17 protein-coding genes are annotated in these 14,630 nt (G+C 71.9%); 4 read left to right on the forward strand and 13 right to left on the reverse strand.

Annotation, left to right across the window (positions count from 1 at the left end):
• Positions 1–409: 409 nt before the first annotated feature.
• From ACSMXO_RS18715 to ACSMXO_RS18725, 3 genes are all read right to left on the reverse strand, one after another.
• Entirely contained in the window at positions 410–1,180 is a 771-nt protein-coding gene (locus tag ACSMXO_RS18715) for a TIGR03943 family putative permease subunit (protein ID WP_346263222.1), read from the reverse strand.
• A gap of 25 nt (positions 1,181–1,205) precedes the next feature.
• Entirely contained in the window at positions 1,206–2,159 is a 954-nt protein-coding gene (locus ACSMXO_RS18720; RefSeq protein ID WP_346263239.1) for a permease, read from the reverse strand.
• Between the two features lie 187 nt (positions 2,160–2,346).
• Positions 2,347–3,042, reverse strand: coding sequence for a hypothetical protein (locus tag ACSMXO_RS18725; protein ID WP_455418748.1), 696 nt, complete (start codon positions 3,040–3,042; stop codon positions 2,347–2,349).
• Positions 3,043–3,428: 386 nt separating this feature from the next.
• On the opposite strand from ACSMXO_RS18725, the gene ACSMXO_RS18730 reads away from it, so the two are divergent.
• Both ACSMXO_RS18730 and ACSMXO_RS18735 read left to right on the forward strand, forming a co-directional pair.
• Positions 3,429–4,181: a hypothetical protein gene (locus tag ACSMXO_RS18730; RefSeq protein WP_455418749.1), complete on the forward strand. Its 753-nt coding sequence runs from the start codon at positions 3,429–3,431 to the stop codon at positions 4,179–4,181.
• Between the two features lie 129 nt (positions 4,182–4,310).
• Entirely contained in the window at positions 4,311–4,541 is a 231-nt protein-coding gene (locus ACSMXO_RS18735; RefSeq protein ID WP_455418750.1) for a hypothetical protein, read from the forward strand.
• Positions 4,542–4,842: 301 nt separating this feature from the next.
• Here ACSMXO_RS18735 and ACSMXO_RS18740 read toward each other — a convergent pair whose 3' ends face one another.
• Both ACSMXO_RS18740 and ACSMXO_RS18745 read right to left on the reverse strand, forming a co-directional pair.
• Positions 4,843–5,574 carry a DUF6766 family protein gene (locus ACSMXO_RS18740; RefSeq protein WP_455418751.1) on the reverse strand — a complete coding sequence of 244 codons (732 nt, stop codon included), beginning with the start codon at positions 5,572–5,574 and terminating at the stop codon, positions 4,843–4,845.
• A 173-nt stretch (positions 5,575–5,747) separates the two neighbouring features.
• Positions 5,748–6,026: a DUF2188 domain-containing protein gene (locus ACSMXO_RS18745; RefSeq protein ID WP_455418752.1), complete on the reverse strand. Its 279-nt coding sequence runs from the start codon at positions 6,024–6,026 to the stop codon at positions 5,748–5,750.
• A gap of 17 nt (positions 6,027–6,043) precedes the next feature.
• Here ACSMXO_RS18745 and ACSMXO_RS18750 point away from each other — a divergent pair, with 17 nt between their 5' ends.
• Entirely contained in the window at positions 6,044–7,021 is a 978-nt protein-coding gene (locus ACSMXO_RS18750; protein ID WP_455418753.1) for a DNA topoisomerase IB, read from the forward strand.
• 105 nt (positions 7,022–7,126) lie between these two features.
• On the opposite strand, the gene ACSMXO_RS18755 is transcribed toward ACSMXO_RS18750, so the two are convergent.
• From ACSMXO_RS18755 to ACSMXO_RS18780, 6 genes are all read right to left on the reverse strand, one after another.
• Positions 7,127–7,780, reverse strand: coding sequence for a DUF3618 domain-containing protein (locus ACSMXO_RS18755; protein ID WP_346257352.1), 654 nt, complete (start codon positions 7,778–7,780; stop codon positions 7,127–7,129).
• Positions 7,777–8,220, reverse strand: a complete 444-nt coding sequence (locus ACSMXO_RS18760) for a phage holin family protein (RefSeq protein WP_346257353.1) — start codon at positions 8,218–8,220, stop codon at positions 7,777–7,779. The genes ACSMXO_RS18755 and ACSMXO_RS18760 overlap by 4 nt, the downstream gene beginning before the upstream one ends.
• Positions 8,217–8,897, reverse strand: a complete 681-nt coding sequence (locus tag ACSMXO_RS18765) for a hypothetical protein (protein ID WP_346257354.1) — start codon at positions 8,895–8,897, stop codon at positions 8,217–8,219. The genes ACSMXO_RS18760 and ACSMXO_RS18765 overlap by 4 nt, the downstream gene beginning before the upstream one ends.
• Before the next feature lie 250 nt (positions 8,898–9,147).
• A complete protein-coding gene (locus tag ACSMXO_RS18770) occupies positions 9,148–9,756 on the reverse strand; it encodes a flavodoxin family protein (RefSeq protein ID WP_346257355.1) in 609 nt (202 codons plus the stop codon).
• Between the two features lie 150 nt (positions 9,757–9,906).
• Positions 9,907–10,365, reverse strand: coding sequence for a hypothetical protein (locus ACSMXO_RS18775; protein WP_455418754.1), 459 nt, complete (start codon positions 10,363–10,365; stop codon positions 9,907–9,909).
• 1 nt (position 10,366) lies between these two features.
• Positions 10,367–11,257 carry a molybdopterin dinucleotide binding domain-containing protein gene (locus ACSMXO_RS18780; RefSeq protein WP_455418755.1) on the reverse strand — a complete coding sequence of 297 codons (891 nt, stop codon included), beginning with the start codon at positions 11,255–11,257 and terminating at the stop codon, positions 10,367–10,369.
• A 518-nt stretch (positions 11,258–11,775) separates the two neighbouring features.
• On the opposite strand from ACSMXO_RS18780, the gene ACSMXO_RS18785 reads away from it, so the two are divergent.
• On the forward strand, positions 11,776–12,192 hold the full coding sequence (locus ACSMXO_RS18785) for a CBS domain-containing protein (protein ID WP_346257358.1): 417 nt from the start codon (positions 11,776–11,778) through the stop codon (positions 12,190–12,192).
• A 147-nt stretch (positions 12,193–12,339) separates the two neighbouring features.
• On the opposite strand, the gene ACSMXO_RS18790 is transcribed toward ACSMXO_RS18785, so the two are convergent.
• Positions 12,340–13,863 carry an FAD-dependent oxidoreductase gene (locus ACSMXO_RS18790; protein ID WP_455418756.1) on the reverse strand — a complete coding sequence of 508 codons (1,524 nt, stop codon included), beginning with the start codon at positions 13,861–13,863 and terminating at the stop codon, positions 12,340–12,342.
• A 35-nt stretch (positions 13,864–13,898) separates the two neighbouring features.
• A complete protein-coding gene (locus ACSMXO_RS18795; RefSeq protein WP_455418757.1) occupies positions 13,899–14,450 on the reverse strand; it encodes a DUF6098 family protein in 552 nt (183 codons plus the stop codon).
• Positions 14,451–14,630: the final 180 nt, after the last annotated feature.

Raw genomic sequence — 14,630 nt, forward strand, 5'->3', positions numbered from 1 at the left:
ATGTCGTACGCACCGAACAGTACGCGGCCCGGTTTGTAGGAACCCGACAAAACCTTTTGGCCGTCCCCACCGCAGTCGAGACCGCAGTCGAGACCGCAGCCGACAGCACCGGCGCTGCCCACCCGCAGATGTGATCATGCTCTCCCGGCTCGACCCGGTGCTCGGGCCACCACCGGACACCCCTCCGTCGCCCGGGCCGCGGCGTCGCCCGTGGTCAGTCGGACTCTACGCTCACGGACGGGACCGCCCGGCCCGCTCCGCCCGATGGTGTGGGGTCGGGGGCGCGGCGGAGGTTGCGGACCGCGGAGGCGAGCAGCAGATGGTCGCACGGCTCGGCGCGGAGGTCCTGCCGCGCCCCGCCCCGGCTCCGGGCGTGCGGATGCAGGTGGGGCTCGTCGAGGATGACGGACTACTCGTACGGCTGCCTCGGCGGGTCGATCCGCCGCCACGACTCGACCTCGACATAGGGAATATCCACATCGCTCACCGGATCCTTGCCGAGCCGTGTGGTGTACCGGCCGACCACCTCCACCCAGCTGTCCGGTGGCAGCCAGGTCGGCGCGTCGCCGGACATGCCGAGCTTGATCGGGCGGCCGTCGGCGGCGCAGCAGGAGAGGGTCATCCGGGCCAGGATCGCCTCCCCGTCCGGGCCGGGCGCGGTGAATCCGGTGAGCTGGATCCGCCGGTCACCGAGGGTGGTGCCCTCGTCGAGGATGGCCCGGCCCGCATAGTCCAGCAGCGTGAGCGGCACCGGATCGCCCTCCGGCAGCGGCGGGAACTCGTCGATCTCCTGGCCGGTCAACGCGGTCCCGGCCTGCCCGGCCGCGAAGGATCCCAGGGCCGGTGGGGAGATCAGCAGCAGTCCGAGCGCGGGCAGGATGAGCAGCCAACCCACCCACGGCTCGCGGTGGCCGTGCCCGCCGCCACCCGGTCCCGGCCCGCCGCGGTGCTGCTCCTGGCTGTCGTGACCGTGCTCGGCGTGCGCGTCGGAATCGTCGCCTCCGCCCCTCAGGTCGTACCAGAGCGTGGTCAGCGCGGCGGCCACCAGCAGGACCCCGGCGGCGATCAGGAACGGGCGCAGCCCCTCCTTGACGTACCGCAGGTAGACGTCGGTGACGCTGGCCTTGAGTACCGAGCCGCCGAGCAGCAGCAGCACAACCGCCTGCGCCTGCCGGTTCACCTCGGCACTCCACGTCGACTACCGGTCACAGGACCACCGCTCCCACTCCGACGCTCACCAACACCGCGACGACGAACGTCGCCGGCGCGAACCGGGCCGCGAACCGGCGGCCGAAGACGCCGGTCTGCATCGAGATCAGTTTGAGGTCGACCATCGGGCCGACGACCAGGAACGTCAACCGGGCCGAGAGCGAGAACTGGGACAGCGAGGCGGCCACGAAGGCGTCGGCCTCGGAACAGATCGAGAGCAGGACCGCCAGTACGGCGAGCGCGAGCACGGACAGCACCGCATTGTCGGCCAGGCTCTGCAACCACCGCTCGGGCACCAGCACGTTGATGCAGGCCGCCGCCATCGCGCCGAGCACCAGGAACCCGCCCGCGTGTACGACGTCGTGCCGGACCGCCGCCCAGAACGCCCGCCCCTTCGACAGGTCCGCCAGCTCCGGGCGGTACGGCAGCCGGATCCAGTCGGCCCGACCCAGCCGCAACCAGAGCCAACCCATGATCATCGCGACGACCAGGCTGGCCACCGCCCGCCCGACCACCATCTCGGGGTTGTTCGGGAAGGCGACCGCGGTGGCGGCCAGCACGATCGGGTTGATCGCCGGAGCGGCGAGCAGGAACGCCAGCGCGGCGGCCGGGGTGACCCCGCGCCGGATCAACGAGCCGGCGATCGGCACCGAGCCGCACTCGCAGCCGGGCAGCACCACCCCGGCCGCGCTCGCCACCGGTACGGCCAGCGCCGGATGCCGGGGCAAGGCCCGGGCCCAGAACGACCGGGGCACGAAGACCGCGATCACCGCGGAGAGCACCACCCCGAAGACCAGGAACGGCACCGCCTGGACCATCACCGAGACGAAGACCGTGGTCCAGGTCTGCAACCGCGGGGTGGACAGCGCCGACGCCACCGGCCCGGAGAACACGACCAGCAGGATCAGCAGCACGGCGAGTATCTCGATCGAACCCACCCGGTCGCCCAGCCGGCGTCTCCGAGGGCGGTCGGGTTCCTCCGTCCCGTCTGCCGATCCGGCAGGCCGAGCCTCCACCCGATCCGGCACGGTCACGGCAACGACATCCCTTCGACAGGTGGAAACCGGCCACTCACCCTAACCGGCAGCACAGTGTCCGTCACGGTGTTCGGTGCGGGGTCGCCCGGCGCGGTCGAGGCTATCTGCCTTCCGGAGCGCCGTCGGCGGTCAACGCACCCTGACCCGGCGCCGCAGGCAGGAAGACGTGGGCGTGCCCGTGTCCGGCATCGACGTTGAGGACGTCGAGTTGGGTGGCGGCGGTCGACCAGGTGGCGACCGCGATGTCCCGCTGGCGCCCGGCCAGTTCCAGCAGCGCCGGACGGTTGGCCGCCGGCGCGGCCCGCGCGGCCGCGTAGGTGTCGACGGCGAGGTCGAGCGCCCGGACGGCCGCCGCGAGACCGGAACGGGCGATGTTGACCCCGGTACCGGCCGACGGCGGATCCGCGAAGCCGTCCACCGCCTTGCCGGTGGCCGTCTGCCAGCCGGTCACCTCGGCCGGGGCGGCAAGTGGTCCGGCCGCTGCGCCGCCGACCGGCACCGCCGTGGCCAGCCCGTCGAGGACGGGTACGAGGCTCTGCTGAACCTGTCTGGCCTGGGCGGTGAGGTCGACGATCTGCGCGACGTCCCGCCGGGCCTCCTCGGCGCGCAACTGCGCCACCGGGTCGGCCGAGGGCGCGTCGTCGCCCGCCGTGACGGCGCCGATCGGGCCGGCGAGCAGCGCCCCGAGCGCGAATGCCAGGGCGAGCAGCAGCAGTAGCCGGCGTCCGGCGGGTGCCGGGGCGGCGGGCGCTGCGGATCCACGCGATCCCGAGCGCAGCTTGGTCCGGTTGCTCATCTCTCTCCCCGACGGTGTGCTGGGGACGGCCGCCGACGCGCACTCCGCAGTGGACGATCAGAGCCGGCCGGCCGCAGGATCGGGTCTCGGTCGAGGCGGCTGGTCGTCGGCTTGGCCCGACCCGGCTGGCGCCGGGCCGATCGCTCGCCTTTGGCAATCACGGCTGGGCGGTACCGGCCGCGCGTCCGGTCGTACATGGCTGGGAGCGTACCGGTCCGGTACGCCGTGCCGTAGAGTTCGCCGGCCACGATCGTCGATGGCGCCGACCGGGGAGACGACCTGACGGCTGCCCGGCTCGGGCTCGCTCGCCCCGCTGACGACGCCACCAGGGCGCGCGAGCTGCCCGGGCGGCGCCGAGCTGTCGATGGCATGGCAGGATCGCCGCCATGACCTCGCCGCAGTGGCTCGACCGTTATCTCGCCGGGCGACGGGACCAGGTCTGGCATGAACTGCGCCAGGCCGGTCGCGCCGTTCGACAGGATCCGGACCTTGCCGGCGAAGCGCGGCTGGTCTGCGACGAGATGGCCCGGCGGGCCCGGCAGAACGTCGAGGTACTCGTCGAACGACTCACCGCCGACGGTTACCGGTTCCACACCAACGACGACGAACAGAGCCCGGTGACGCCACACGTCGCCCCGACCGCGACGGCGGCGGAGCACGCGGATTGGCTTGCGGAACGGTTCGGCGACGTTCCCATGACGGTCCTTTCCTGGACCCGGTTGGTCGGAGACGTCTGGCTGGTAGGAAGCCACCCGCAGTGGGAGACGTCGGCATCCGGCGACCCCCTGGTCGTCGAACTGGAGGGGGCGCGTCACCCCGACTACCCGCCAATCCGGCACTACTTCGATGCGGAATGGAACGGTTGGCGGGAACATTCCGAGGAGGACCCGGACGCCGGTCTGTTCGTGCTTCCCCTCGCGCCCGACCGGCTGCACAAGGAGAACGTCAGTGGCGGCCCGCCCTATGGGATCGTGCTTCCCGACGGCTGTGTGGACGGGCTCTTCGCCGGCGAGACGACCATGCCGTTCGTCTCCTATCTGAACCAGGTCTTCAGCCACGGCGGTTTTCCGCGGTGGACGGGATCGCAGGACGAATGGCGCATCAGGCGGGCCCTGGCCAAAGATCTGCTACCGCTCTGATTCGGTCGGCTGTCGCTCGCCGTCGACGCCGCCGCGGAGAACCGGTCAGGAATCGAGAAGCTCGGGTCGGTAGGCCGCGGCTAGCCTGACCTCCTCGGGGGTTGCCCGTCGTCGTCCGAGGAGGTCCCGTTGACCTGGAACAAGTGGATTCGGCAGAGCCACCGCTGGCTCGCCGTCGCCTTCACGCTCTCCGTCATCGTTGTCATCGTCGCCGTCGGAGCACAGCAGGAACCCGCCGCCTGGGTGTTCTACCTGCCGCTGCTCCCGCTCGTCCTGCTCATGTTCACCGGTCTGTACCTGTTCGTGCTGCCGTACATCACCAGGTGGCGCGGCGGGCGGCGCGCTGTTCGCGGGGGCTGACCCGGGTCAGCGCGGGAACGGCAGCGCCAGGTCCGAGATCCGCCGGTACTCCATCGTGGAACTCTCCCCGGCGACTCTCAGCAGCTCAGCGGTGGCAGCGTGATGCGGGCCGACGTCCGCCGGGACAGGACTCCTTGGCGGTCCGCACATCGTCCCAGAGTTGCCGCCGCGACCGCAGGTCGGGCTCTGGCCCGGGATGGGTGAGACGGTGCCACGTGCCGGGGTCGCGGCTGCCGTACACCGCGGTCAGGTAGGCGACGATCGCGGAGTCGAGGTCGAGTCCGCCGGCGCCGAGGTCCTGTCACGCCCCGGTTTCGTGGTGCGGGGTGTTGACCGGCTTCGACTCCGGTGACCCATGCTGGCGTAGGAAGACACTGAGCACGATCAGTGTGCCGACGGCGAGGAATTCGCTCTGCCAGTTCTGCATGGACTGGAACCAGAATTCGCTGCTGCCGAGGAACTGCCATGCGGTGATCGGCGGCGCTCCGGTTTCCAGCGCCTGCTGTTCGTTGTATTCGGCGGTGCCGCTGAGCAGGTGCAGGACGAAGGAGGCGCCGAAGAGCAGGAAGAGTGCGATGGACAGGCTGTTGCGGTACAGCGCCAGCAGCAGGCCACCGGCGCGTACCGGCCAGGGGGAGCTCGATTTCGCCTTGACCGGGTTGTCGCCTGGCCGGTCCTGGTCCGGATCGGGCTTGGACTCGGCCGACCCGCGTTGCACCAGATAAACCGTGAGCAGCACGTACGCGCCCATCTGGAGGAATTCCGACTCCCAGTTCTCGAACACGGCCTCGGCGAAGTGTCCCGTGCCGAGGTAGTCGAGATAGCCCTCGGCACGCGCGCCGGCCTGGACCAGTTCGTCGTTGTGGGTCTGCCAGCCGAAGAGGCTCTGTAGGGCGAGGAAGATCAGGAAGGCGCCGAACATCGTCACGGCCAACCCGTGGTCGCGCAGCCAGTGGCGGGCCCGGGTGGCGGGCTGCGGACCCGCCTGGCGCCGCGCTCTGGTCCGCCCTGGTGTGACGGTCTGTTGTCCCATGCCGGGACCTCCTTTCCCCCCGGAGGTGCCCTTCCCGGGTCAGGGAATCCCTCCTGCCCGGGCCTTGCTTCCCTGCACGGATTCGCGGAAAACCTGGTCACGGCGTGTCGCGGCGTGTCGCGGCCGGGGCGGGCGGAGCCGGGCGGCGCGCGCGGGTGATCGGCGTCGGGCGGTCAGCCGGCCGGCGGAAAGGGGTCGTGCTGATAGACGTGTACGGTCTCGATCCGCCCGAAGGGCTTGTGCACGACGAGCCGGCTCGGCTGATTCGCTCGCGCCACGTCACGGCCGGCGACGACCGCGCTCACCTTGCTGCCGTAGCGCCCGACGACGAAGCTACCCAGCAGGCGGTATGGGAAAACGGCGATCCATGCCGATGGATATATGTCACCGTGCCGGTGGGGCTTGCGGACCTTGGCGTGCCGGAGCGGGCCGGGGGGTAGAAGGGCGGGCATGACAGCGATGGTGAGACATGCGGTTGCGTCGCTCTGACCTCGGCGCCCCCGGTTACCGCCGCCGACGACGGGGACGTGGGGTGACGTTTCTCGACTCCGCAGGGCGGGCGATCACCGACTCGGCACAGCTGCGCCGGCTGCGTGGCCTCGCCATCCCGCCGGCCTGGCGGGAGGTGTGGATCTCGCCCGACCCCCGGGGTCACATCCAGGCCACCGGCATCGACGAGGCCGGGCGCAAGCAGTACCTCTACCACCCGGTGTGGCGACAGCGGCGGGATCGTGAGAAGTTCGCGCACGTCCTGGAGGTGGCCGGACACCTCCGTCGGCTGCGGAAGCAGGTCGAGGACGATCTGCGCGAGCGCGGCCTGACCCGGCCGCGGGTACTGGCCGCCATCGCCCGCCTGCTGGACCTCGGGATGTTCCGGATCGGCGGTGACCAGTACGCGGCCGGGGAGGCGCCGACGTTCGGTGTCGCGACGCTGCGTCCAGAGCATGCTCGGGGGGTCGCCGGCTGCGTGGTACTGGAGTTCCCGGCCAAGGGCGGAGTGGAGCAGAGCCGGCGGGTGACCGATCCGGACCTCTGCCAGGTACTGCGGGACCTGCGGCGCCGTCGTCGGGGTCGGGACCGGTTGTTCGGCTACTGGGAGCGGCGGCGCTGGTGGGACGTACGTGCCGAGGACGTCAACGACTACCTCCGGGAGGCCAGCGGCACCGACATGACGGCGAAGGACTTCCGCACCTGGCACGGGACCGTGCTCGCGGCCACCCGCCTGGCCGCGGCCGGGCCACGGAACTCGGAGGTGAAGCGGCGACGGGTCGTGGCCGGGGTGATGCGGGAGGTGGCCGAGCTACTCGGCAACACCCCGGCGGTGGCCCGGGCCTCGTACGTCGACCCCCGCCTTCTCGACCTCTACCGGGACGGCCGGCTCGGGCCGCTGGCGGGAACGTCCGGCCAGGCCGCCGAGCAGGCCGTGCTCGGCCTGCTCGGCGACTGATCCCGCCACGCCCACCCATCCGACGCCAGCAGAGGAATCCACCCGGGCGAGCAGCCCCGTCCCGGTACCCGCTCGGCGGGCCGCCCAGAGCGCTCGCCGGCCCGGTCAGCGTCGGCGTACCTCGCCCATCGTCTCCTGGGTCTGCCCGCGCAACTCCTCCGCCGACGAGCGGGCATGCTCCCGCATCTCGCCCGCGTGCTGACCGGCGCGGGAACGGACCGACTCGACGGCGTGCTGGGCCGGTTCCCGTAGATTCTGCTGTGTCTGCCGGGCCATGCCGCTGGCCTGCTGCTTGAGCTGGTCGGAATGCTCGGCGACCTCGTCCCGGAGCCGGCCGGCCACCCGCTGCTCCGCCGGACTGGCCGGCAGCAGCGCGGAGGCGAGCACACCGAGCCCGAACGCGACGAGGCCGGCGGCCAGCGGGTGCCCTTCCGGCACCTGCCGGGTCTGCTGTCCCAGCGCCTGAGCCCGATGGCCAGCCGAGGAGAGTCCGGCCTGTGACGCCTCACGAGCCCGCTGCATGCTGCCGCGCGCCTGCTGGGCACCGCCTTGCGCCTGGCCGGCGATGTTCTGGCGGGCGCTCTCGGCGCTACCCATCACCGTCTCCCGCGCCCGCTGCCAGGCGTTCCGGGCCCGGCCAACCTGCTGCTGCGCCATGTTGCGCGGGTTCATCCGGTCGCCGAGCGCGTTCAGGTTCTCACCCAGGCGATCCTGGGTACGGTCGGCGTCGGCCCGGATCGAGCCTGGGTCGGTACTCATCCTTGTCCCCCCGATCGATGCTGTGTCCGGTCCCGCATGGCGGAAGGCATCCGCCGGATCGACTCGGACGTCTGCGGCAGCGGCCGGAGGCTACGCGCCTGACGCCTGGCCACCCCGACGAGAACCGCGGCGACCACTGCCCAGACCCCCGCGACGACCAGCGCCCCCCAGCCCTGGTCCATCACGTTCGACAACCCCCACCACAGGGCGTACGACAGGAAGAGCAGCACCATCAACGCGCCCAGCGCGGCGCCGCCGAACATCCCGGCGACCCGGCCGGCGGTGCGCATCTCCTGCCGTAGCTCCAGTTTCGCCAGCTGGATCTCCTGGCGGACCAGGGTCGACGTGTCGCGGGTGACGGCACCGAGCAGTTCGCCGATCGAGGCGCGGCTGGGGTCCTGCTCCCGCTCCGCGCCGAGCCCACCCGCCGAGACGCTCATCGCCGTACCTCGCTGGTCCGTCCGTCACCGGACCCGCCACGCTGTCCGGCCCCCGCCTCCGGGAGCGGGCTGCCGTGCGGTTGACCACCCATCCCGGCCGGCTGCCCGAGCATCCCGCCGGGCCGGACATCCGGCTCCGTCCGCCTCCCGTCGGGATGGGGACCGGACGGCCCACCCTGCAACGCGTCCCGGGTCCGGGTCAGCCGGCCCGCGATCACCCCGGCGACGGCGGCCCCGGCGAGGAAGAGTCCGGGATTGCGGCGGGCGTAGTCGCGCACGTCGTTGAGTACCATCCCGGGTTCGCGCTGGTCGAGCCACTGAGCGGCCTGCTGGACGCGTTCGGACGCGTGCCGGACCAGGTCCGTGCCGACCCCTGGGCGGTCGCTGCGCTCGGACATCGCCCGCAGTTCGTCGCCGAGGGCCCGCAGGCCGGAGGCGGCCCGCTGCTGCTGCGCGCCCGCCTGTTCCTTGAGTTGGCCCGACGCCTGCCCCATCAGATCCTTGGCCTGGCGTCCCGCCTCGGCCGCGACGTCCCGGCCCCGGTCGGCGGCGCTGTGTGCCAGACCTCCTCCGGTCTGTGTCAACCGCTGTCCGGTCTCCGTGGCGCCCTGCCGGGCCACCTGGGTCTTCGACCGGTGACCGTCACCAGACGGGTCAGCAATCCTGTCCTGTGTCATCTCCGCCCCCAGCTTCGCCCGCGGTGTCGACGGCCGGATACCCCGCTGACCGGCTGTTATACCGACATGTGCCGACCGCGGGAGACCGTGACCGGGCCGGGTGGCGCGAGTCGGGCCTTCGCGGACGGGCAGCGGGGGGCGATAGTTCGCCCGGTTGCCCATCTCCGTCGTCATGGTCCGTTACCGGCCACCGGAGGCGGTCGAGGCCACCCCGGTGTGGTCAGTGTGCGGCAGGCGCTGACCGTTCAGATCAGCGCGCCGGGTAGGGCTGCGCCGCCAGCAGATGCGCCAGGTGTGCGGCGTTGCGGGCGAGGGCCCTGGTCGCGCTGCCGGTGGTGTCCGGCTTCGGTCCGGCATCCCGGTAGTCGGTGCCGCCCATGGCCTCGCCGACCCAGTAGGTGGACGCGGCGGCGGCGACGCTGAACCCGACGTCGTTGAGCGCCTGGAGTACCTCGGCGGTGACGTGGTGCGCCCCGTCCTCGTTGCCGACGACGGCAACCGCGCCGACCTTGCCGTACGTGCGCAGCCGGCCCTGGTCGTCGGTCTCGGACAGTTCGGCGTCGAGGCGTTCCAGCACCAGCTTGCAGACGCTCGACGGCTGTCCCAGCCAGATGGGGGTCGCCACCACCAGGATCTGCGCGTCCATCAGCTTGGCCCGGATGGTCGGCCACTCGTCGCCGTCGCCTTCGTCGGTGGATACACCGAACTTCACCTTGTGGTCCACCACCCGGATGAGTTCGCCGTCCACGTCGTGGTCGGCCAGTGCGGCGAGTACCTCCCGGCCCAGCAGTTCCGCACTGGACGGCGCGGGGGAGGGCTTGAGGGTGCAGCACAACACCAGGGCACGAAGGGTTCCCACAGGTCTGCTCCTGACTCGAATCTCATCGGCTGACCGGTGTGCTCCTACCGCACCACCCGAGCCGAATCGTCCGATTCCACCTTCCCCGTCCGGGCGGGCGACGAGACCGCCGCCGACGGGTCGGGTGGGCGAGGCCGCGCCGCCGTCGGGCTATTCGGCGACGACGAGCGCCTGGGGGGCCGCCTGCTTCATCCGGGTACGCAACCAGCCGAGCTGGACGCTGGTCTCGGCGGCGCAGGACCGGACGACCTCGAGCAGGTCCCGGTCCCGGACGCCCTGGGCGGCCTGCCCCACGACGGTCCAGCAGATGTCGGACTCGGCGGTCATCAGATAGAGGTCCTGAAGGTCGCGCAGCAGGCCGAGGCCGCCGCCCCGGGTGCCCCGGAACAGTTCGGAGTGCAGCCGGTCGGGTTCGTCCGGAGCCGACTCGGAGTAGCGGTGGGCGAACGGCTCCAGCCGGCGGGCCTGTGCCGCGCACTGCCGGGCGAGCCGCTGGCAGGTGTGCCGGATGTCGGGCTCGTCGCCGTGCTCCCGCGCCACCTCCCGGTAGGCGCTGTCGAGATTGGCCAGGGTCCGGTGCAGCAGGCCGAGATAGTGGGCGAGGTGCATGTCAGTCCCTGCCCTCGACGGTGGCGGCGACCTGTGCGCTCGGACCGCCGGTGGTGGCCGGCACCGCGCCGTCGGCCGGGGCGGCGGCCCCGACGGTGGGGGCCGGTGCGGTGTTGCCGTCCGCGTCCGCGACCTTGACCAGCCGGACCGCCGAGATCTTGAAGATCGGCTGTTTCGACACCGGATCCCAGGCGGTGAGAGTCAGCTCGTTGGCGGCACGTTCGTATCCCCGGCCCCGCCCGGCCGGAGTGTCCCAGTAGCCGTAGTGGAAGGGCACGAAGATGGTGCCGGGCCGGCCCGGACAGACACGTGCCCGGGCCACGAGCACCCCTCGGGACGACTCGACCCGCACCAGGTCACCCTCGGCCACCGACAGCCGATCGGCGTCGGCCGGGTCGACCTCGACCCACCCCTGCGGAGCGGCGTCGGCGAGCTGCGGCACCCGGCCGAAGTGGCCCCAGCCGCCCGGGCCGGCGAGCAACTCCCGGGACCGGGCCACGATCCGGCCCATCGCGGTCTCCCAGTCGGTCTCCACCAGGTCGTCGCCGTCCCGGACCAACGGCCGCCGTAGCCGGTCGGGGTGGTTGTTCGCCTGCCAGCCGTAGAGGTCCTTCGGGTCCAGCCGGCCGTGGTTGACCCGATCCGTCGCCCGGCCCCGTACTCCGACGATCCGCCCCCCGCGAACCGCGATCTCCATCGCGTCACCGTTGGAGTGCAGCAGCGACGCCGACCGGACCCACCGCTCGACGTCCTCCTCGGATAATCCCGGTTCGAGGAACATGTCGACCCGTACCGGCCAGGCCGGTTCTCCCGACACCTGCCCGATCCCGCCGGCCTCCCGCGGCCCGTACGGTGTCCGGACGCCCCAGGGATCCGCGATGCGGTCGGTCACCTCAACCTCCACGGCCTGCTCGACCAGGTCGGGCCCGCTCCCTCGACGAGGGACGCCGAACAGACCCGGCAGGTACAACAACCGTCTCCGCTACCCCGTCGCCGGCGGACGAAACCGCCAGCCGGTCGCGTCGCGATCGGTGACTGGACCCGCGCGACCGGTGGCGGCCAGCCGTACCCACCTCCTCGACGACGCCCATCGCCTCGTGTCCCAGACGGCAGACGGCGCAGATCACGCCTCAACGACGTACCGAGCGTGCCAACCGGACGGCCGGGTGGAAGTAGTCACCCGGGTCGGCCGGACACGCGGGGGAGGGGGCACACCATGCGGAAGAGGTCAGGCCTGGCGGCACTGTTGGCGTTTGCTCCTCGGCGTCGCCGCTTGTGGCGGGGTCGGCGGCACCGCAAGGGATGACGACGGCGCGGAATCGCCTGCTCTCGATGCCGCGACGGGCATCGAATCCCGGGCTTCTGGGTAGGAGGCTCGGCAAAGGCCATCCGTGGAGAAGGTGATTGGGTATGACAACCGCACGGGAAATCATGACGCCGAACCCGACCTGTGTCGGCGAAGGCGAGGACATGGTGACCGCCGCCCGCCGGATGTCGGAGCTCGGCGTGGGTTCGATGCCGATCTGCGGCGGCGACAACCGGCTCAAGGGCATGCTCACCGACCGCGACATCGTGGTGAAGGTACTCGCCCAGGGGCGTGATCCGCGCAGTGTGACGGCGGGAGAACTCGCCCAGGGCAAGCCGGTGACCATCGGGGCCGACGACGACGCCGAGGAGATCCTGCGAACGATGGGCAGCCACCAGGTACGCCGGCTCCCGGTGATCGACGGGCACGACCTCGTCGGAGTGGTGGCCGTGGCCGACGTCGCGCGAGCCCTGCCGGACCGTCCCGTCGGTGACCTGGTCGACGCCATCTCGCAGCACTGACCCCGACAGCAGGACGCCGGGCGGTACGGCGCATCCGGGGAGCCGGCCGCCCGCTCGCTCCCATCCGGGCTCGACGGTACCGGCACCGTCGAGCCCGGTTGGCACCTTCGGGCGGCGAGCCGGTCAGCGGCGAGGCGCGGCCCGGGATCAGGTGCGCGCGGGCGGCAGCGGTGTGGTGGCCGGCCCGTGCAGTACGGCGCCGTCGACATCGAAACGGGAACCGTGGCACGGGCAGTCCCAGGTCTTCTCGACATCGTTGAACGCGACGACGCAGCCCAGGTGGGTGCAGGTCGCCGAGACCGAGTGCAGGTCGCCGGAGTCGTCACGGTAGACCGCACAGCGCCGCCCGCCCATCCGGATCACGGCCCCGTCGCCGGGTGCGAGCTGCTCGGGGGAGTCGGCGTAGCTGGCCGGTCGCAGCCGGTCTCCGACGAACCGCCTGGCGACCTCGGCCGCGGCTTTGATCAGGGGCACCGCCTCGACCACGGGATGCAGGCGGCGGGGGTCGTACAGCTTGCTCCAGGGCGGCGGGTCCGTTCCGTCGATGAGAGCGGTCAGCAGCCGGCCGGCCAGTACTCCGTTGGTCATTCCCCAGGCGTTGAAGCCGGTCGCCACGTAGACGTGCGAGGCGCCCGGGTGTAGCAGGCCGATGTAGGGGATCCGGTCGGTGCTGGTGTTGTCCTGAGCCGCCCAGTGGTATGCCAGCGTGTCGACCGGGAAGTGTTCACCGGTCCAGCCGGCGAGCCTGTCCAGGCGCTCGCGCACTCCCGGCGTTCCTGGCTGGAACGACTCGCCGGTCACGATGAGCAGCCGGCGCCCGTCGCCGTACGGGGCGGTACGGACCGAACGGGTGTTCTCCTCCGGCGTGACGTACATGCCGGCCGGGTCGTCACCGGCGTCGATGACGGCGGCGACCACGAGTTCACGGTGTGGTACCAGCCGGGTGAACAGGCCCGCCCGGTCGAAGATCGGGTAGTGGGTCGCGACCACGACGTCCCGGGCCGTCACCGTGGCACCGCTCTCGGTGCCGAGCCGGCACGGCTCGCCCTCGGTCAGGTCGACGACGCGGGTGCGTTCGAAGATGCGTCCGCCCCGGCGGACGAGGTCGGCGGCCAGCCCGAGCAGGTAACGGCGGGGATGGAACTGGGCCTGCCGGTCGACGCGGATGGCGGCACCGATCGGGTACGGCAGCCCGGACTCGGTGACCAGCGACGCCGGCAGGCCGGCGACGCGTGCCGCCTGGACCTCGGCCTCGATCTGGCCGCGTTTCCCCTCGGACAGGTAGGTGTAGGCGGGCAGTCGCTCCAGGTCGCAGTCGATGCCCAGGTCGAGGGCTGTCGCGGCGACGTGCTCGATGGCGTCGAGTTGGGACGTCGCGTACCAGCGGGCGGCCTGCTCGTCGAGTTTCGACCGCAGGTGGGCGTAGACGAGGCCGTGTTGGGCGGTCAGTTTCGCGGTCGTGTAGCCGGTGACCCCGGTGGCGATCCGGTCGGCCTCGAGGACCGCGACCGCGGCCCCGGTCCGGGCCAACTCCCAGGCCGTGCAGAGGCCCGCGATACCGCCGCCGATCACCGCCACGTCGACCTCGACGTCGTCGGCCAGCGCGGCGAACGAGGTCGCCGCCGTCGAATCCATCCAGTACGACTCCGCCGAACCCGGTTCATGCGTCATGTCGTCGCTATACCCGCGCCCGCTGACGGCCACGCTCACGGCGCGGCGCCCAGTCCCAACCCTCGCCGCTCGTCCTCGCCGTACCCTCGCCGCTCGTCCTCGCCGTCCTGATCCGCACGGTGCAACGGGCCCCATTCTTCGGATCGTTGTCCCCGGATCGCCAGGTCGGCCTCGCGGAGTGCCTTCTCGCCCACCCACGCGACCGGTCGGCGGCAGATCACCAGCGGTTCGTTGTCCGGTCCCCGTCCGCACTCCCGGCCGGTCAGCACCCAGGGGGAGGCTCCCGGGCCGCGGAGTTCCCGGACATGGCAGTAGTCGTAGAGACGCCGGGCGACCCAGAGATGCAGCGAGCGGTCACCCCACCACGGCTCGACCCGCAGCGGGTTGGCGGACAGGCCCGGCAGTGGCACGCCGGTGAGCGCGTCCCGGCTGGTCTGCCGGGACGCACCCCGCCCGACGTGGTCGGCGTCCGGGCCGTGGGACCACCGCACGTACAGTTCCTCGTCCGCGGGCGCCTGCCGCACCAGTTCGGCCAACTGGCAAAGCTCCTCGATCAGGTACATCCCTGCGGTCGCCTGCTGATCCATGCCGTCACTCTGCCCCCGCACCGGCCAGGTCATTCCTGGTACGCCCGAGCTGTGCCGTCGGGCGCCGCCGTCCGGGCCGCCGCCGGTCCTCCCTCGGCAGATCCTGGCCGTCCGGACGGCGTCGGCGTGCCCGCTTCACCCGTGCGCCGGGGCCTCCGGCCTCGTTTGCCTGCCGCGGCC

Source organism: Plantactinospora sp. DSM 117369, assembly GCF_053764795.1.